This window comes from Sphingomonas zeicaulis (assembly GCF_050433225.1).
In the GTDB taxonomy this organism is placed as follows: domain Bacteria; phylum Pseudomonadota; class Alphaproteobacteria; order Sphingomonadales; family Sphingomonadaceae; genus Sphingomonas_D; species Sphingomonas_D zeicaulis.
Map to the genome: position 1 here is coordinate 875,009 of NZ_JBNPXQ010000001.1, position 18,057 is coordinate 893,065.

General features: G+C 66.9%; 21 protein-coding genes and 1 tRNA gene. 11 read left to right on the top strand and 11 right to left on the bottom strand.

The window, feature by feature from the left end; genetic code table 11:
• Positions 1-7: 7 nt before the first annotated feature.
• From FHS96_RS04130 to FHS96_RS04145, 4 genes are all read right to left on the bottom strand, one after another.
• Positions 8-895 (bottom strand): tyrosine recombinase XerC, encoded by an 888-nt coding sequence (locus FHS96_RS04130; RefSeq protein WP_429588131.1) that lies wholly within the window; start codon positions 893-895, stop codon positions 8-10.
• Positions 896-903: 8 nt separating this feature from the next.
• Positions 904-2,829, bottom strand: a complete 1,926-nt coding sequence (gene dxs, locus FHS96_RS04135; protein ID WP_429588132.1) for a 1-deoxy-D-xylulose-5-phosphate synthase — start codon at positions 2,827-2,829, stop codon at positions 904-906.
• Between the two features lie 268 nt (positions 2,830-3,097).
• Positions 3,098-3,574 carry a Fur family transcriptional regulator gene (locus tag FHS96_RS04140; protein WP_429588133.1) on the bottom strand — a complete coding sequence of 159 codons (477 nt, stop codon included), beginning with the start codon at positions 3,572-3,574 and terminating at the stop codon, positions 3,098-3,100.
• A gap of 37 nt (positions 3,575-3,611) precedes the next feature.
• A complete protein-coding gene (locus FHS96_RS04145; RefSeq protein ID WP_429589607.1) occupies positions 3,612-3,959 on the bottom strand; it encodes a MerC domain-containing protein in 348 nt (115 codons plus the stop codon).
• Positions 3,960-4,118: 159 nt separating this feature from the next.
• Between FHS96_RS04145 and FHS96_RS04150 the strand changes: the two genes are divergently transcribed.
• From FHS96_RS04150 to FHS96_RS04175, 6 genes are all read left to right on the top strand, one after another.
• Entirely contained in the window at positions 4,119-5,156 is a 1,038-nt protein-coding gene (locus tag FHS96_RS04150) for a COX15/CtaA family protein (RefSeq protein ID WP_429588134.1), read from the top strand.
• Positions 5,153-5,467 carry a divalent-cation tolerance protein CutA gene (gene cutA, locus FHS96_RS04155; RefSeq protein ID WP_429588135.1) on the top strand — a complete coding sequence of 105 codons (315 nt, stop codon included), beginning with the start codon at positions 5,153-5,155 and terminating at the stop codon, positions 5,465-5,467. Before FHS96_RS04150 ends, cutA begins: the two co-directional genes overlap by 4 nt.
• A gap of 32 nt (positions 5,468-5,499) precedes the next feature.
• A complete protein-coding gene (locus tag FHS96_RS04160) occupies positions 5,500-6,408 on the top strand; it encodes a hypothetical protein (RefSeq protein WP_429588136.1) in 909 nt (302 codons plus the stop codon).
• A gap of 115 nt (positions 6,409-6,523) precedes the next feature.
• On the top strand, positions 6,524-7,003 hold the full coding sequence (rplM, locus tag FHS96_RS04165) for a 50S ribosomal protein L13 (RefSeq protein WP_429588138.1): 480 nt from the start codon (positions 6,524-6,526) through the stop codon (positions 7,001-7,003).
• Positions 7,003-7,548: a 30S ribosomal protein S9 gene (gene rpsI / locus FHS96_RS04170; RefSeq protein ID WP_429588140.1), complete on the top strand. Its 546-nt coding sequence runs from the start codon at positions 7,003-7,005 to the stop codon at positions 7,546-7,548. Before rplM ends, rpsI begins: the two co-directional genes overlap by 1 nt.
• 107 nt (positions 7,549-7,655) lie before the next feature.
• A tRNA-OTHER gene (locus FHS96_RS04175) sits at positions 7,656-7,725 on the top strand.
• Positions 7,726-7,806: 81 nt separating this feature from the next.
• Here FHS96_RS04175 and FHS96_RS04180 read toward each other — a convergent pair.
• A complete protein-coding gene (locus FHS96_RS04180) occupies positions 7,807-8,259 on the bottom strand; it encodes a YaiI/YqxD family protein (protein ID WP_429588141.1) in 453 nt (150 codons plus the stop codon).
• A 100-nt stretch (positions 8,260-8,359) separates the two neighbouring features.
• On the opposite strand from FHS96_RS04180, the gene FHS96_RS04185 reads away from it, so the two are divergent.
• A complete protein-coding gene (locus FHS96_RS04185; protein WP_429588142.1) occupies positions 8,360-9,121 on the top strand; it encodes a phosphodiester glycosidase family protein in 762 nt (253 codons plus the stop codon).
• A gap of 12 nt (positions 9,122-9,133) precedes the next feature.
• On the opposite strand, the gene FHS96_RS04190 is transcribed toward FHS96_RS04185, so the two are convergent.
• From FHS96_RS04190 to queF, 5 genes are all read right to left on the bottom strand, one after another.
• Positions 9,134-9,754 (bottom strand): MarC family protein, encoded by a 621-nt coding sequence (locus tag FHS96_RS04190; protein ID WP_429588143.1) that lies wholly within the window; start codon positions 9,752-9,754, stop codon positions 9,134-9,136.
• Positions 9,751-10,551, bottom strand: a complete 801-nt coding sequence (locus FHS96_RS04195) for a hypothetical protein (RefSeq protein ID WP_429588144.1) — start codon at positions 10,549-10,551, stop codon at positions 9,751-9,753. The genes FHS96_RS04190 and FHS96_RS04195 overlap by 4 nt, the downstream gene beginning before the upstream one ends.
• On the bottom strand, positions 10,551-11,429 hold the full coding sequence (gene folD / locus FHS96_RS04200) for a bifunctional methylenetetrahydrofolate dehydrogenase/methenyltetrahydrofolate cyclohydrolase FolD (RefSeq protein ID WP_429588145.1): 879 nt from the start codon (positions 11,427-11,429) through the stop codon (positions 10,551-10,553). The genes FHS96_RS04195 and folD overlap by 1 nt, the downstream gene beginning before the upstream one ends.
• Positions 11,426-11,710, bottom strand: a complete 285-nt coding sequence (locus FHS96_RS04205) for a YggT family protein (RefSeq protein ID WP_429588146.1) — start codon at positions 11,708-11,710, stop codon at positions 11,426-11,428. Before FHS96_RS04205 ends, folD begins: the two co-directional genes overlap by 4 nt.
• 93 nt (positions 11,711-11,803) lie before the next feature.
• Complete coding sequence (gene queF, locus FHS96_RS04210; RefSeq protein WP_429588147.1) at positions 11,804-12,250, bottom strand: preQ(1) synthase; 447 nt, start codon at positions 12,248-12,250, stop codon at positions 11,804-11,806.
• 81 nt (positions 12,251-12,331) lie between these two features.
• Between queF and sseA the strand changes: the two genes are divergently transcribed.
• The 4 genes from sseA to hslU all read left to right on the top strand — a co-directional run bounded on the left by sseA (position 12,332) and on the right by hslU (position 16,338).
• On the top strand, positions 12,332-13,174 hold the full coding sequence (sseA, locus tag FHS96_RS04215) for a 3-mercaptopyruvate sulfurtransferase (RefSeq protein ID WP_429588148.1): 843 nt from the start codon (positions 12,332-12,334) through the stop codon (positions 13,172-13,174).
• Complete coding sequence (gene metC / locus FHS96_RS04220) at positions 13,171-14,361, top strand: cystathionine beta-lyase (protein WP_429588149.1); 1,191 nt, start codon at positions 13,171-13,173, stop codon at positions 14,359-14,361. Before sseA ends, metC begins: the two co-directional genes overlap by 4 nt.
• 81 nt (positions 14,362-14,442) lie before the next feature.
• Complete coding sequence (gene hslV / locus FHS96_RS04225; RefSeq protein ID WP_429588150.1) at positions 14,443-14,994, top strand: ATP-dependent protease subunit HslV; 552 nt, start codon at positions 14,443-14,445, stop codon at positions 14,992-14,994.
• Positions 14,995-15,039: 45 nt separating this feature from the next.
• Positions 15,040-16,338: an ATP-dependent protease ATPase subunit HslU gene (gene hslU / locus FHS96_RS04230; protein WP_429588151.1), complete on the top strand. Its 1,299-nt coding sequence runs from the start codon at positions 15,040-15,042 to the stop codon at positions 16,336-16,338.
• 64 nt (positions 16,339-16,402) lie between these two features.
• Here hslU and FHS96_RS04235 read toward each other — a convergent pair whose 3' ends face one another.
• On the bottom strand, positions 16,403-18,031 hold the full coding sequence (locus FHS96_RS04235; protein WP_429589610.1) for an alpha-D-glucose phosphate-specific phosphoglucomutase: 1,629 nt from the start codon (positions 18,029-18,031) through the stop codon (positions 16,403-16,405).
• Positions 18,032-18,057 lie beyond the last annotated feature (26 nt).

Consider the following 18,057-nt stretch of genomic DNA (forward strand, 5'->3'; position numbering starts at 1 on the left):
CCCGGCTTTACGCCCGGGGGTGGGCGTTGCGATAGACATCCAGCAAATGCGCGGCGTCGACCGCGGTGTAGACCTGCGTCGAACTGAGGCTGGCATGGCCGAGCAATTCCTGCAGCGAGCGTAGATCGGCGCCGCGCCCCAGCAGGTGGGTGGCGAAGCTGTGGCGCAGCGCGTGCGGCGTCGTGCGCTCGCCCAGGCCCAGCCGCGCCCGCGCGCCGCGGACCGAGCGACGGATGATCGCGGCGGAGAGCGGTCCGCCGCGTGCGCCGCGGAACAGCGGCTCGTTGCGCGCCGGCGCCCAGGGGCAGAGCCGGGCGTAGCTTTCCAGCGCCGCGCGCACCTGTGGCAGCAGCGGCACCATCCGCGTCTTGTTGCGCTTGCCGGTGACTGCGAGCGTTTCACCCAGCGGCAGCACCGCGCCGGTCAGCGCCATCGCCTCGCCGATGCGCAGCCCTGCACCATAGAGCAGCAGCAGCACGGCCCAGTCGCGCGCCGCGATCCACGCTTCCTCCTGCTGCTCGGCGACATCCTCGGCCAGCGCGATCGCTTCGTCGGGCGAGATCGGGCGCGGCACGCCTTTCTTCACGCGCGGCCCGCGCAGCCGCGGCACCGTGGCGCCCTCGCCCCCGGCAAAGGCGAGGAAGCCGCGCACCGCGGAAAGCTCGCGCGCGGCCGAAAGATTGCCGATGCCGTCACCGCGCCGCGCCGCGAGAAAGGCGCGCAGGTCGGAGGCTTCGAGCCGCGCCAGCGCCGCCGCGTCGACCGGCCCGCCGAGATGTTCGGCGAGGAACGTCATCAGCCGCTCGGCGGTCGCCTGATAGGCGCGCACCGTGTGCGGGGAACGGCGGCGGTCGCGGCGGAGATGATCCGCCCAGCGCTGGGGAAGGGCGATCACCGCGCCCGTCAGGCGCGCGCGCCCTGCGACACGCCGGTGCTGTTGTGGCGTAGCGCGGTCAGCACCGTCTGCACGATCGCCGCGGCGTCCAGCCCGGCCTCGGCATATTGCTTGTCGGGCTTGTTCTGATCCTGGAAGATGTCCGGCAGGCGCATCGTGCGGAGCTTGAGCCCGCCATCGATCAGCCCCTGGTCGCTCGCCATCGTCAGCACGTGCGCGCCGAGCCCGCCGATTGCACCCTCCTCGATCGTCACCGCCACTTCGTGGCTGGTCAGCAGCTTGCGGATCAGCGCCTCGTCGAGTGGCTTGGCGAAGCGCAGGTCGGCGACGGTGGTGGAGAGGCCCTGCGCCTCCAACTGGTCGGCCGCCTTCAGCGCCTCTTCCAGCCGGGTGCCGAGCGAGAGGATCGCCACCGTCTTGCCCTGGCGGACGATGCGGCCCTTGCCGATTTCCAGCCGCTCGGGCGTTTCGGGCAGCGCCGCGCCGGTGCCGTTGCCCCGCGGATAGCGCAGCGCGATCGGGCCGGAATCATGCAAAGCGCAGGTATGGACCATGTGGACCATTTCGGCCTCGTCGGCCGCCGCCATCACCACGAAGTTGGGCAATGTCGCCAGATAGGTGATGTCGAAGCTGCCGGCATGGGTGCTACCGTCGGCGCCGACCAGCCCGGCACGGTCGATCGCAAAGCGCACCGGCAGGTTCTGAATCGCCACGTCGTGGACGACCTGATCGTAGGCGCGCTGCAGGAAAGTGGAATAGATCGCGCAGAACGGGCGCATCCCCTGCGCGGAGAGGCCCGCGGCGAAGGTCACCGCATGTTGTTCGGCGATGCCGACGTCGAACGCGCGCTCGGGAAAGCGCTTCTGAAACAGGTCAAGGCCGGTCCCGCCCGGCATCGCCGCGGTGATCGCGCAGATGGCTGGATCGCGTTCCGCCTCGGCGGCGAGCGCCTTGGCGAAGATGCCGGTGTAGCTCGGCGGCCCCGGCGGCGCCTTTGCCTGCTCGCCCGAAATGACGTCGAACTTCTGGACACCATGATATTTGTCCGCCGCGGCCTCGGCCGGAGCATAGCCCTTGCCCTTCTGGGTCACGACATGGACGAGGATCGGGCCCTCGGCGGCATCGCGCACATTCTCCAGCACCGGGATCAGATGCTCGAGATTATGACCATCGATCGGGCCGACATAATAGAAGCCGAGTTCCTCGAAGAGGGTACCGCCCATCGTCATGCCGCGGGCAAACTCGTCGGTCTTGCGCGCGGCCTTGTGCAGCGGACGCGGCAGCTTGCGCGCCAGGCGCTTGGCCAATTCGCGCAGCCCCAGGAATTCGCGGCTGGAAACGAGGCGCGCGAGATAGGCCGAAAGCCCGCCCACCGGCGGCGCGATCGACATGTCGTTGTCATTCAGGATCACCACCAGCCGGTTGCCGGCCTGCGCGGCGTTGTTCATCGCCTCATAGGCCATGCCGGCCGACATTGCGCCGTCACCGATCACCGCGATGCCCTTGCCGGGCTTGCCGGCAAGCTTGTTCGCGACCGCGAAACCCAGCGCCGCCGAGATCGAGGTGGAACTGTGCGCCGCGCCGAACGGATCATATTCGCTCTCGGCGCGCTTGGTGAAGCCCGAGAGGCCGCCACCTTGCCGCAGCGTACGGATGCGATCGCGCCGGCCGGTGAGGATCTTGTGCGGATAGCATTGGTGGCCCACGTCCCAGATCAACCGGTCATGGGGCGTATCGAACACATAATGGATCGCCACCGTCAGTTCGACGACCCCGAGGCCCGAACCCAGATGCCCGCCCGTGGTGCCGACTGCGGAGATCGTTTCCTGGCGCAACTCGTCTGCAAGCTGGCGCAGCGATTCGACGGGGATCTTGCGCAGTTCGTCCGGCGTGTGGACCTGATCGAGCAGCGGGGTCTTCGGCAAGTCTGACATATTCTTCCTCTAAGCTCGGCGGTTTAGCCGAGCCGGGCAACAGTGTCGAATGAAGATGCTGTGGAGGATCCGTTTGGTTCCGTGTGGAACGTCAGCCTGCCCTTCGTTCGCCATGGGCGAAGCATGTCCCGAGCGACGACGACGGGTCGAGGGACGAGCGGCCGCGTACGGAGCGGGTCTCTCGGTCTCGGCTTCGCTGGACCCGCCCCATCGACTTCGCTCGGGATGAACGGAGGAGGGGAGGCCGAGGTGCTGGATCCGAGTGCGATCAGGCCGCCTGCTTTTCCACGCACGCCGCGCAGCGGCCGCGCACCTCTATTACAGGCCGTTCGGGCGCGAATCCCGCGCCGCGCGCGGCACCGCGTACGGCGTCCGACAGATGATCGTCGTCGATGTGGGTGGTCTGCCCACAGACATCGCAGACCAGGAAGATACAGTCGTGGCGGCAGGCCGGGTGGGCGTTGGCAATATAGGCGTTGGCGCTTTCCACGCGATGCGCGAGGTTCGCGGTCACGAACAGGTCGAGGATGCGATAGACGCTGTTGGCCGCCACCCGACGCCCTTCCGCCTTCGAGACCGCCTCGGCGATGTCATAGGCCGAGGCCGGACGATCGAAGCCCGCCAGCGCTTCGAACACGCTCGCGCGCATCGTCGTCCACTGTTCGCCGGCGCGTTCGAGCGCGCCCTGTGCGGCGGAAGTCAGCGACTCGCCCTCGTGGAGCGCATGATGGTGGTGATCGGCCATGCACCGGATTTAAGGGCAGTGGCGCCCCGCGGCAAGTTCAGGCGAGCGCGGCCGCGCGGCTGTTCAAATGATGGCCGTAGGCGAGGAGTGCGACGCCGATGATCGTGAACAGCGATTCGCTGCCATCGTGCGGCAGGCTCATCGCGCCCATCATCACACCGAGCCCGAGCGAACCGATCGCCACCGGCAGCATCTGGCCGTGCATCATCGCGCCACGACCGAGCGCGAGCGCGCCGAGCAATATGGCGATGCCAAGCCCGATCTCATGCACCAGCGGATCGAACAGCAGCCCACCAGCCGATGCGGCGAGCGCGAGGATCAGCGAGGTGGCGATGCAGTGGACAAGGCAAATGCCCGACAGGCCTATGGCCAGTCGATCCAGCATCCCCTCACGCACCAGCAGGCTACTCACAACGACTCCTCTTATCGGACGTCCCTCTGCCACGAAGATAGCGACGTGACAACATAACATTTGGGTGCGTCAGTGCAGCGCTGCAATCAAGCCTTGCTTGTTTCGGCCCGCCGCGCGGCGCATAGGCCGGCAATGGCTCGCACGTTCGCCGTTTCCGGCGCCGCCCGCGCGGCGCAGCCCCGTCCGCTGGCGCTGTCGCGCTGGCTTTTGCTCGTTGCGCTGCTGGTCTTCGCGATGGTTGTCGTGGGCGGGATCACTCGGCTGACCGAGTCGGGGCTGTCGATCGTCGAATGGAAGCCCGTGACGGGAGCGGTGCCGCCGCTGACGGACGCGCAATGGGAAGCGGCGTTCCGCGCCTATCAGGCGACGCCCGAATATCAGCAGATCAACCGCGGTATGAGCCTGGCGGATTTCAAGTTCATCTTCTTCTGGGAATATATCCATCGCCTGCTCGGCCGGCTGATCGGGCTGGCCTTTGCGCTGCCTTTGCTGTGGTTCTGGATGAAGCGCGCGATCCCGGCGGGCTATGGCCCGCGGCTGGTGGCGCTGCTGCTGCTCGGCGGACTGCAGGGCGCGATCGGTTGGTGGATGGTCGCCTCTGGCCTCGTCAACCGCACCGACGTCAGCCATGTCCGCCTTGCCGTCCATCTGCTGACCGCGCTCTTCATATTGGGCGGGCTGGTGTGGACGGCGCTCGACCTACGCGCGCTCGCCCGCGATCATCGGGCGAAGCCGGCGCGGCTGACCGGTTTCGCGTTCGCCGCGCTGGCACTGCTGTTCGTGCAATTGCTGCTCGGCGCCTTCACCGCCGGGCTCAATGCCGGCTTCGCTTTCTCGAGCTGGCCGAAGATGGGCGAGGCGTGGTTCCCCGCCGCGACGCCGATGATCGAGCCGGCGTGGCGCAACCTCGTCGACAACCCGATCGTGGTGCAGTTCGCGCATCGCTGGTTTGCGTGGGTCGTGGCCGCGGTGCTGGCACTGCTCGCCTGGCGGACGCGGGGCGGTATCGCGCTGCTGCTCGGCTTGCTCCTCGTCACGCAGATCGCGCTCGGCATTGCGACCTTGCTGACCGGCGTGCTGATCGACGTCGCCGTCGCTCACCAGGCGGTCGGCGCGTTGCTCGTCGCAGCGGCGGCGGCGGCGGCGCACAAGCTGGGATCGCGGCGTTGAGCGCGCTCGCCTGCGTCTATGCGCTGTTCGCCGACGCCGACGAGGCGGACCGGATCGGGCAGCAGGTGGTGGAGGAAGGGCTGGCGGGCTGCGTCAACATCCAGGCACCTTGCCGATCGATCTATCGATGGCACGGTGCCATCGAGCGCGCGACCGAAGTGCCGGCGCTGTTCAAGACGCGCAGCGCGCTTGCCGAACCGCTCGCGCGCCGCATCGCCGAGTTGCACAGCTATGATGTGCCGGCGATCAGCCACTGGCCGGCCGAAACCGGCACCGCCTATGCCGCCTGGCTTGACGAGGTGACGACGTGAGGGGCTGGCCGATCGCGCTATTGCTGCTCTTGATGCTCGCGCCTGCCGGCGCGCCTGCGCAGGCGCCGACCGGCACCGCGGCGACGGTGATGCTTCCCTTCGCGCCGCCGACGGGGCGAAAGCTGCGCTACGAGACCACGCAGATCCGCGACGGCGAGGCGGGCAAGGAGCGTTACACGATCGTCCGCGAGGTGCAGTTCGTGCCGGCGAGCGACGGCGGCTACCGCATGACGTCACGCGCGATCGAATCCTTTACCGACGCCACCGGCATGCGCGGCGACAATTTCCGCCTGTCGACCGCCTTGCTCGCCGATATCGAGATCGGTTTCCGCATCGATCGCGCCGGCAAGGTGGTGGCAGTTGAGAACAGCGACGCGGTCTGGGCGCGGTTACCGGCGATCCGGGACACCCAGCTTGCCAAGAGCAGGTCCGCGGACGGGCAGGTGCTGATCCGCCGCGTGTTCGACGCGCTGATCGCATTGCCCGTCCCCGCGCGCGAACGCATGCTGCGCGAGGACCCCGAACGGCTGCTCGCCTTCGCCGGCCGGCAGGGGGGCGCTGCCGCGCAGAGCAGCGAGACGCGGGAGACGCCGACGCCGTTCGGCGGCACCATTCCGGTCAGCATCGCCTCGGGCTGGGTCAATGTCGATGCAGACACGGCGCTCTACCGCAGCACCACCCGCTCGGGCGGGCCCGAACTGGATCGCCGCATCGCCGATCTCGCACGCCAGCTTTCCGCCGCCTCCGACGCCGCCGAGCGCGCCAAGCTGGAGCGCGAGCTTGCCGCGATGGGCACGCTCTCGTTCGACGAAGCCGTCGATTACACCGTCTCGCGCCACTGGGGCCTCATCATCGCGTCGCAATCGATGAAGCGCATCCGTTCCGCCAAAGGGGAGCAGGTGGTGGAGGAAAGGCGGCGGTTCGGCGACTGGGTATCCTGATACCCGTCGGGAAACCCGCGGTTTGCTTGACTTTTCGAGACCGACTCGTCATTAGCGCCCCACCAACGCCGCCCTTTGAACGGGCGGCGCAGTCATTTTCAAGAGGTCTGGCCCCATGAAGGCGCTGATGAAGACCACCAAGCCGGCGAAGCCGGCCGAGGTGGAGAAGAAGTGGCATCTGATCGATGCCGATGGCCTGGTGGTCGGCCGCGTGGCAACCATCATCGCCAATATCCTGCGCGGCAAGCACAAGCCGAGCTTCACCCCGCACGTCGATTGCGGTGACAATGTCATCGTGATCAACGCGGACAAGATCCGTTTCACGGGCAAGAAGCTGCAGGACAAGATCTATTACAAGCACACCGGCTATGCCGGCGGCATCAAGGGCGTGACCGCCGGCAAGGTGCTCGAAGGCCGCTTTCCGGAGCGCGTGCTTGAGAAGGCCGTTGAGCGCATGATCCCGCGTGGCCCGCTGGGCCGCCAGCAGATGCGCAACCTGCGCGTCTATGCCGGCACCGAGCATCCGCATGAGGGGCAGAGCCCCGAGGTGCTCGACGTCGCGTCGATGAACCGTAAGAACAAGGTGGGCGCATAATGTCCGATAACCGTCAGTCGCTGTCCGACCTGAAGGACCTCACCGCCGCTGCCGCCGCCGCCCCGCAGGCTGCTGCCGCTGCTCCGGAAGCCGAGGGCGAAGCCCCGCAGGCGCCGGTTCTGCCGACCACCCCGCTGCGTGAGCGCGAAGTCGACGCCTATGGCCGTTCCTACGCCACCGGCCGTCGTAAGGACGCCGTCGCCCGCGTGTGGCTGAAGCCCGGCACCGGCAAGATCACGGTCAACGGCCGCGATCAGGAAATCTATTTCGCGCGTCCGACGCTGCGTCTCGTCATCAACCAGCCGTTCGACGTTGCCGAGCGTTCTGGCCAGTATGACGTGATCTGCACCGTCAAGGGCGGCGGCCTTTCGGGCCAGGCCGGTGCGGTCAAGCACGGCATCGCGCAGGCGCTGTCCAAGTTCGAGCCGGCGCTGCGCAGCCCGGTGAAGGCCGCTGGCTTCCTCACCCGCGACAGCCGTGCGGTCGAGCGTAAGAAGTATGGCCGCGCCAAGGCGCGTCGCAGCTTCCAGTTCTCGAAGCGCTGATCCGCTTCCGACAGGAACGATCAAGGGAAGGGGCCGGTTTTCCGGCCCCTTTTCTTTTGGGCGATTATATAGGCTTCAAGGCCGTCAGCGCTTGAGTATCCTCCTCCGGGGACGAAAGCTCTTTGGCGAGAGTGCTTAGTGATGAGAGGTGGTTGGTTCGAATCCAACGCGTCCCTATTCTGGCTTCGCCGGTTTCGGCATTACCTTGGCGATGTGCGGCAGCCTTTTTGTCCGATCGCACTTACGTTTTCGTCGGGCTTATCGCCCCCGCTTCAGCTTCACGATCGCTTCGTCGAGTGCGGACAGAAAGCGTGAGCGGTCCGTCTTCGAGAAGGGCGGGGGGCCGCCGATGACGTCGCCGCCGGCGCGCAGGTCGGCCATGATCGCGCGGGTGGCGATAGCGGCGCCGATCGAGTTGTTGGTGAAGGGCTTCCCGTTTGGCGCGAGCACGACGGCGCCGGCTTTGAGGCAGCGATCGGCGAGCAGGATATCGGCGGTGATGCAGATCGTCTGCGGGCCGGCGCGCTCCGCGATCCAGTCGTCGGCGGCGTCGAAGCCGTCGCTCACCACGACCCGCTGGATGAGTTCGTGCACGGGTACGCGCATCGCGGTGTTGCTGACCACCGCGACCGGCAGCGCATGGCGGAAAGCGACCTTGTAGACCTCTTCCTTGACGGGGCAGGCATCGGCATCGACGAGTATCTGGAGCATCGTCGCTCCCTCGCGCGAAATCGGCCGCGCGCCAAGTCTGCACGGCATTTCCATCGAAGCGCCTTTCGCGTTCCGACCGAATGGGCGCTAGCCTGCATCCATGTTTGCTCGTCTCGTCACTGCCGCTCTTGGTATTACCCTGCTTTCTGCCGGGGATGCGCCTGCCTCACCCAAACCGGCTGTCGACTGCCGGCCACTTACATTCGAAGGTAGTCGCTTCACGGTCTGCACCGCACGACGCGGCCGCCACGACATCCGCCTGGCCGACCTCGACGCAGACGGGCGGCCATTGCGTCAATTTTCCCGGCTCAAGATGCATCTTGGTGGGGATGCCCGGCGCGTCTCCTTCGCCATGAACGCGGGCATGTTCGACATGAGCGGCCGGCCGATCGGCCTTCATGTCGAGGCGGGGAAGGAGCAAGTCATGCTCAGCCGGCGGGAGGGGCACGGCAATTTCCACCTCAAACCCAACGGTGTCTTCTTCGGCGATGCCAAAGGCTGGCATGTCACAGCGACGGACGCCTTTGCCGCCAAACGGCCTGCGCGAATCGATTTCGCCACCCAGTCCGGGCCGATGCTGGTTATCGAGGGCAAGTTTCATCCGGCGTTCGCACCGGACGGCACTTCGCAGCATGTTCGCAACGGCGTCGGCGTTGATGAACACGGTAATGCGGTGTTCGCGATCAGCGAAGAAAGGGTGTCGTTCGGCCGCTTTGCGCGCCTGTTTCGCGACGGGCTGGGCTGCCGGAACGCGCTCTATCTCGACGGATCGATCTCGCGGCTGTGGGATGCGCAGTCCGGCCGACAGGATAGCGGCATGCCACTGGGGCCGATGGTGGTGGTGCTCGAAGCGGGCGGCTGACCGCCCGCCGGATCAGAGGAAGCTGTCCCTGATGCCGTCGATCACGAACTGCGCCGCCAGCGCCGCGAGGATCACGCCCAGCAGCCGCGTGATCATCGCTTCGAGTTTATGGCCAAGCAGCCGCATCAGCGGGCCGGATGCGAGCAGTGCGATCAGGGTCAGCAGCAGGATCGAGCCCAGCGCGGCGAGCACGACCGCGCCTTCGACCCAGCCGTCGCTCTTGCCGATCAGCAGCATGGCGGAAGCAATCGAGCCCGGGCCGGCGATCATCGGGATCGCCATCGGGAACACTGAGATATCCTCGGCCTCTGGCGTTTCCTTGACCTTGGCGGCGCGTTCCTCGCGGCGCTCGGTGCGCTTCTCGAACACCATGTCGAGCGCGATCAGGAACAGCATGATGCCGCCGGCGATGCGAAACGCATCGAGGCTGACGCCCAGCGCACGGAGGAAATCCTCTCCGAACAGCGCGAACACCAGCAGGATGCCCGATGCGTAGAGCACCGCACGGACCGCCATGCTGCGGCGATGCGCGGTCGGCGTTCCCGCCGTCAGCCCCGCGAAGATGGGCGCGCAGCCCGGCGGATCGATGACGACGAAGAACGTGACGAAGGTGGAGATGAACAGCTCGATCACGGCCGTGGCGGCTCGGCGAGCTCATACAGCGCGAGGCGCCAGCCGAGATCGGGCCCGCGCCATTGCCAGACGCGCAGATCATGCCCGCCGGTCGAGGTCGCATAGCTCTCCCAAACCTGCGTCCATAGCGAGTCGTTGCCGAAGCCGAGACGTTCGCCGTAGGTGGCGGCGGGCAGTGCCTTGACCCCCGTCGCCGGCATCGCATTGTCACGCTGGAGCAGCAGATCCTCCGCGACGAGACCATCCAGCATGGAAGAGGTGATACCGCTCAGCGCGACCTCCGCGAGCCGCGCCATCGTGCCCTGGAAGGCAGCGTTACGTTCCGGGGCGGTCGCGGCTTTGGCGCTGGCACAGTCGGGCGCGCGCACCTGCGGCTCCTTGCCGGCGGGGATCATATGCGGCGTGTCGCGGCCATGATCGAGCTGCCAGCGCCAGCGGCCGTTGGACTGCTTGGTCCAAACCGTGGTGAAGGTGCCGGTGGTGGCGGAGGCGGCGAGCACCCACGGACCGGTGTTGATCGCCAGCGCCCCATCGCACGCCGGAAACACCGTCGCCGGCCACCACATCACCGGGATCGCGGGCTCGGGCGGCTTCTTGAACGCCTCTTCGACCGATGTTGCCTGCGGCGTGAACACCATTGCCTTGGGCGCGGCGGTGGCGCGGAAAGCCGGCCACTGCCCGCCCTGCTGCGCGTCGGCGGCGAACGCCCGCTCCGCCTTCACCGCGCCATCGACCGCGGCTCTGGCGCCGGCGGCCAAAGCAGGGGTGTCGGCGGCAAGAAGGAGCAGCGGCAGCATCAGATCGCGTCGGCGGCGAGCGCGATGCCAGCGTGGCGGTGGGCGGCGACGAGCGTGTTGCGAAGCAGCACCGCTATCGTCATCGGACCGACGCCGCCGGGCACCGGGGTGATCGCGCCCGCGACCGCGGCGGCACTGGCAAAATCGACGTCACCGACGAGCTTGCCGTCGACGCGGTTGATGCCCACGTCGATCACGGTGGCGCCGGGCTTGATCCACTCACCCTTGATCATGCCGGCGCGGCCGACCGCGGCGACGACGATGTCGGCGCGCCGGACGACGTCGGGCAGGTCACGCGTGCGGCTGTGTGCGACGGTAACGGTGCAGCTTTCCTTGGTCAGCAGCGCCGCCATCGGCTTGCCAACGATGTTGGAGCGGCCGATCACCACCGCCTCCAGCCCGGACAGGCTGCCGAGCCGATCCTTGAGCAGCATCAGGCACCCCAGCGGCGTGCAGGGCACGAAGCCGTCGAGCCCCGTCGCCAACCGGCCGGCGTTGACCGGATGAAAGCCATCGACATCCTTGTCGGGATCGATCGCGGCAATGATCCGGTTCTCGTCGATCTGCGCGGGCAGGGGGAGCTGGACGAGGATGCCATCCACCGCATCATCGGCATTGAGCGTGCCGACCAGCGCGAGCAGCTCGGCCTGCGAGGTGTCCGCGGGCAGGCGATGCTCGAAGCTCGCCATGCCGGCTTCGACGCAGGCCTTGTGCTTGGAGCGCACATAGACCGCGCTCGCCGGATCCTCGCCGACCAGCACCACCGCGAGGCCGGGCGCGCGGCCCGCTTCCTCGGTGAAATCGGCGGTCAGCTCCGCGATGCGTTCGCGCAGTCCGAGCGCGAAGGCCTTGCCGTCGATGATCGACGCCGTCGTCATAGCATGAAATAGGCGCGGTTGATCGCCATGCTCAGGATCGCGAGGATGATCAGCACGACCAGCGGCGACAGGTCGAGCGCGCCGAGATCAGGCATGATCCGCCGGATCGGCCGGTAGAGCGGCTCGGTCAGCCGATCCAGCGCATAGAGCAACTGCCGGATGAAGTCGTTGTGGGTGTTGATCACGTTGAAGGCGACCAGCCATGACAGGATCGCCTGGATGACGATGATCCACCAGACAATGTTGATCAGATACTGGAGAATGTCGAGAATGAGCGGCATCTGCGTCCCTTGTCTGTGTCGACGCGGAGATAGCGATTGCGCCGCATCGCGGCAACGCCACCGGTCGAAAGATGGTGATCGACCGACGAAGGATCAGCCGCGGCCGCGATAGCCCGGCACGTCCTGCGGCGGCAGCCACATGCCCTGCGGCGGTTCGCCCGACTGCCAGAACACGTCGATCGGAATGCCGCCGCGTGGATACCAATAGCCGCCGATACGCAGCCAGACCGGCTTCATCTCGGCGAACAGCCGCTCTCCGATGCCGACGGTGCAATCCTCATGGAACGCCGCATGGTTGCGGAACGCGCCGAGGAACAGCTTGAGCGACTTGGATTCGACGATGGTTTCCGCCGGGGCATAATCGATCACGAGATGCGCGAAATCGGGCTGGCCGGTGACCGGGCACAGCGAGGTGAATTCGGGCGCGGTGAAGCGCACGAGATAGGGGCGGCCGGGCCGCGGATTGGGCACATAGTCGAGCGTCGCGGCTTCCGGGCTCTGCGGAAGCGTCGACGTCTGCCCGAGATGGGTGGTCTGCATGTTCGCCCCTATAGGGCTTAAGGCCCTTTCCCTCAATTCGGCCACCGACTAGATCGACCGAAAGGCAGCAGGGAGATGAAGATGGACGCGCTGGTTTCCACCGAATGGCTCGCCGGAGAGATCGGGGCGCCGGACCTCAGGATCGTCGACGCAACCCTGGTGCTGCCGGAATCGGGACGCGATCCCGCCGCCGAGTATGAGGCGGAGCACGTTCCCGGCGCGGTCTATTTCAACCTCGCCGAACTGCGCGACACCAACAATCCGCTGCCCTCGATGCTGCCGCCGGCCGAAAAATTCGCCAGCCGCATGCAGGCGCTGGGGCTGGGCGATGGCAGCCGCATCATCGTCTACGACAACAGCCCTTGGAAGACGGCGGCGCGTGCGTGGTGGATGCTCAAGATTTTCGGCTCGCACGATGTCGCCATCCTCGACGGCGGGCTGGCCAAGTGGAAGGCGGAAGGGCGCGCGCTGGAAAGCGGCAAGCCCGCGGTGCGTCACCGTCACTTCACCGTCTGGCAGGATGAGAAGGCGGCTCGCAGCAAGGCAGATCTGCTCGCCAATCTCGGCCATGAGGTGAATGAAGTGGTGGATGCGCGCAGTTCCAGCCGCTTCACCGGCGAGGAGCCGGAAACCCGCGCTGGTGTCGCCTCCGGGCACATTCCGGGTTCGAAGAACCTGCCCTACAGCCGGCTGTTCGACGCGGACGGCACCTGGAAGCAGGGTGACGCGCTGCGCGCTGCCTTCACTGACGCCGGCGTCAACCTCGACAAGCCGATGATCACCACCTGCGGCAGCGGCATCACCGCCGCGATCGTGCTGTTCGGCGCGCATCTGCTCGGCAAGACCGACGTCGGGCTCTACGACGGCAGCTGGTCCGAATGGGGCGCCGATCCCTCGACGCCCAAGGCGACCGGCACCGCATGACCGACGGCAATGAGATTAAGCGGCGCCCCGCGACGCAATTGGTGGCGGCTGGGCGCCGCAGCGAGTGGACGCAGGGGATCGTCAACGTGCCGGTGTGGCGCGCCTCGACGATCCTCTACGAGGATATGGCCGAGATGCGCGCGGTGGGCGACGATACCCACCACCGCCTTTATTACGGTCGCCGCGGCACGCCGACGCAATGGTCGCTGGCGGACGCGCTGACCGCGCTGGAGCCGGGCGCTGCCGGCACCTTGCTCTACCCGTCGGGCGTGGCGGCGGTGACGATGGCGCTGCTCAGCGTGCTCAAGCCCGGTGACGAACTGCTGATGGTCGACAGCACCTACGGGCCGACGCGGGCGTTCTGCGCGAAACAGCTCAAGGCGTTCGGCATCACCACGCGCTATTACGACCCGATGATCGGCGCGGGCATCTTCGCGCTGATCGGCGAGCGCACCCGCGCGGTGTTCATGGAGAGTCCCGGCAGCCTGACCTTCGAGGTGCAGGATGTGCCGGCGATCGTCGCCGCGGCGAAGGCGCGCGGTCTGGTGACCTTGCTCGACAACACCTGGGCGACGCCGCTGTTCTTCCCGGCGATGGTGCACGGCATCGATCTCACCATCCTCGCCTGCACCAAATATGTCGTCGGACACAGCGATGTGATGCTCGGATCGGTGACCGCGACGCCTGGCTATTGGGAGGCGCTGCGCGCGACCACCTATGGCTTCGGCCAGTGCGTCAGCCCCGACGATGCCTATCTCGGTGCGCGCGGCTTGCGGACGATGGACGTGCGGCTGACTCGGCATCACGAGAATGGCCTGGAGGTGGCGCGCTGGCTGGCGGAGCAGCCGGAGGTGACGCGCGTACTCCACCCCGCGCTGCCCGACTGCCTGGGCCACGAGTTGTGGGCGCGCGACTTCAAGGGTGCGTCGGGCCTGTTCGCGTTCGAGCTGAACGGCGGCGGCGAGGCGGAGCGCGCGGCGTTGATCGACGCGCTGGAGCTGTTCGGCATCGGTTATAGCTGGGGCGGGTTCGAAAGCCTCGCGGTGCCCGCCGATCCGGTACGCACCGCCGCCAAATGGCAGGGCACGGGCCCGCTCGTGCGGCTGCATGTCGGGCTGGAGGATGCCGACGACCTGATCGCGGATCTTGCCGGCGGACTCGCCGCGTTCCGCGCCGCGCGCGGCTGAGCGCGTCTCTCTCCGTGGGGTGCGATTGCGGGACGGCGGCACGCTTCCCATATGGCGCCCACCTACAATAGCGGGACGGCAATGAGCGAATTACCCAAATGGCACGGCACCACGATTCTCTCGGTCCGCAAGGGCGGCAAGGTCGTGGTGGCGGGCGACGGTCAGGTCTCGATGGGACAGACCGTGATGAAACCCAATGCGCGCAAGGTCCGGCGGCTGCATGACGGCAGCGTGATCGGCGGTTTTGCGGGCGCGACCGCGGATGCCTTCACCTTGTTCGAACGGCTCGAGCGCAAGCTGGAACAGCATCACGGCCAGCTGCTGCGCGCCGCGGTCGAGCTCGCCAAGGATTGGCGAACGGACAAGTATCTGCGCAACCTCGAAGCGATGATGATCGTCGCCGACAAGGATGTGACGTTGATCCTCACCGGCAATGGTGACGTGCTTGAGCCCGTCGAGGGCATCGCTGCGATCGGGTCGGGCGGCAATTTCGCACTCGCCGCCGCGCGCGGCCTCAATGAATATGAAAGCGACGCCGAGACGATCTGCCGCAAGGCGATGAAGATCGCCGCGGACCTGTGCGTCTACACCAATGATCAGCTTACGCTCGAAACCCTCGACGCCGCAGCCTGATTTCAAACGCTCCTCCCGCGACCGGGAGTGGAGAAAGACCAGAACATGAACGACGATCTTACCCCCAAGGCCATTGTCGCTGCGCTCGACGCGCACATCGTCGGCCAGCAGGATGCCAAGCGCGCGGTGGCGGTCGCCATGCGCAACCGCTGGCGGCGCCAGAAGCTGGCGCCCGAACTGCGCGACGAGGTGAGCCCCAAGAACATCCTGATGATCGGGCCCACCGGCTGCGGCAAGACCGAGATCAGCCGCCGCCTCGCGCGGCTCGCCGATGCGCCCTTCGTCAAGGTGGAAGCCACCAAGTTCACCGAGGTCGGCTATGTCGGCCGCGACGTGGAGCAGATCGCGCGCGACCTCGTCGAGGAAGCGGTGCGGCTCGAGAAGGAACGGCGCCGGCTGGCGGTGAAGGACAAGGCGGAGGAGGCCGCGATGGCGCGCCTGCTCGACGCACTCGTCGGCAAGGATGCCAGCGAAGCGACGCGCACCGCCTTCCGCCAGCGCTTCGAGGATGGCCATCTCGACGAGAAGGAGATCGAGATCGAGGTCTCCGACAATGGCGGCGCGCCGTTCGAGATCCCCGGCATGGGCGGCCAGGTCGGGATGATCAACCTGTCGGACATGATGGGCAAGCTGACCGGCGGCAAGGCCAAGCGCCGCAAGATGCCGGTTTCCGCGGCCTGGGCGAAGCTGGTGGAGGAAGAGGCGGACAAGCGCCTCGACGAGGATGAGGTCAGCCGCGTCGCGCTGGCCGACGCCGAAGCCAACGGCATCGTCTTCCTCGACGAGATCGACAAGATCGCGGTCAGCGACGTGCGCGGCGGATCGGTGAGCCGCGAGGGCGTGCAGCGTGATCTGCTGCCGCTGATCGAGGGCACGACCGTGGCGACCAAATATGGGCCGATGAAGACGGACCATGTGCTGTTCATCGCCTCGGGCGCGTTCCATGTCGCGAAGCCGAGCGACCTGCTGCCCGAACTGCAGGGCCGCCTGCCGATCCGGGTGGAGCTGAAGGCGCTGACCGAGGCCGATTTCGTCCGCATTCTGCAGGAAACGCGCGCGTCGCTGACCGAGCAGTATCGTGCGCTGATCGGCACCGAGGGCGTCGAGATCGACTTCACCGACGATGGCATCGCCGCGATCGCGCGCATCGCCGCCGAGGTGAATGGCGAGGTCGAGAATATCGGCGCCCGCCGCCTTGCGACGGTGATGGAAAAGCTGCTCGAAGAGATCAGCTTCGAGGCGGAGGATCGCCGCGGTTCGAAGCTGGTCGTGGACCGTTCCTATGTCGAGACGCAGCTCGGCGCGATCGCGCGGAACACCGATCTCAGCAAATATGTGCTGTAATCGCGTGGCCTGAACGATGAAGGGGCCGCCTTCCGGACAGGGAGGCGGCCCTTTTTTCTTCCGATCAGGTGATGACGCTCGGCTCGTCCATGCCGGTGAAGTCGCGGATCGACGCAAGCTGCTCGGCCGCGGCGATCAGCGGTGCGAGCGCCTCGGCCGGTTCGAGCCCGAGATCGCCGCCGGCCGGCTCGTAGCGCTCGATATAGAGCCGCAAGGTCGCACCCTGCGTGCCGGTGCCGGACAGGCGGAAGACGAGGCGTGAGCCCTCGGCGAACAATATGCGCACGCCCTGCTTCGCGCTGACCGAGCCGTCGGTGGGGTCGGTATAGCTGAAATCATCGGCGGCCTGCACCGCGCCTGAAGGCGTTTCGGTGCCGGCCAAGGTTGCCAGACTGTCGCGCAGCTTCGCCATCAGTGCGTTGGCGCGGTCGGTGGCGATCGCCTCATAATCGTGGCGGGCATAATAGTTGCGGCCGTAGCGCGCCCAATGGTCCGCCATGATCGCCGCGACCGATTCGCGCCGCACCGCGAGGATGTTGAGCCACAGCAGCACCGCCCAGATCCCGTCCTTCTCGCGGACATGGTTGGATCCGGTGCCGGCGCTTTCCTCGCCGCAGATCGTCGCCAAGCCGGCATCGAGCAGGTTGCCGAAGAATTTCCAGCCGGTCGGCGTCTCGTAGAGCGGGATGCCGAGCGCCGCGGCGACGCGATCGGCCGCACCGCTGGTCGGCATCGAGCGCGCGATGCCGGCGAGGCCGGAGGCATAGCCGGGCGCCAGATGCGCGTTCGCGGCCAGCACCGCGAGTGAATCCGAGGGCGTCACATAGCGCTGCTTGCCGATGATCAGGTTGCGATCGCCGTCGCCGTCCGAAGCGGCGCCGAAATCGGGGCCGTCCGCCTGCATCAGCCGATCGTAAAGATCCTTGGCGTGGACGAGGTTGGGATCGGGATGATGGTGGCCGAAGTCGGGCAGGGGGGTGCCGTTGACAACTGTGCCCGCGGGCGCGCCCAGCCGCCGCTCGAAAATCTCGGTGGCATAGGGCCCGGTGACCGCGCTCATTGCATCGAAGCTGATCGTGAAGCCTGTGCCGAGCAGCGCGCGGATCGCGTCGAAGTCGAACAATGTCTCCATCAACTCGGCATAGTCGGTGACCGGATCGATCACCTCTACCGCCATACCGGCCACGTTCTGGGTGCCGATCGCGTCGAGATCGACATCAGGCGTGTCGACCGTCTTATAGCTGGTGATGGTCAGCGAGCGCGCATGGATCGCATCGGTGACGCTTTCCGGCGCGGGGCCGCCATTGCCGATATTGTATTTGATCCCGAAATCCTCGTCCGGCCCGCCTGGGTTATGGCTGGCGGAGAGGACCAGGCCGCCGAACGCGCCATATTTGCGGATCACATGACTGGCGGCGGGGGTAGAGAGGATTCCGCCCTGGCCGACGATCACCCGGCCGAAGCCGTTCGCCGCGGCCATGCGCAGCACGAGTTGGATCACCTCGCGGTTGAGGAAACGGCCGTCGCCGCCCACGACCAGCGTCTTGCCGGCATAGCCTTCGAGCGAGTCGAACACCGACTGCACGAAATTCTCGGCATAGTTCGGCTGCTGGAACACGCGGACTTTCTTCCGCAGGCCCGACGTGCCCGGCTTCTGGTCGTCAAACGCTACCGTCTCGACAATCTGAACCAACATTGCCTCCACCCTATGACCGCGTT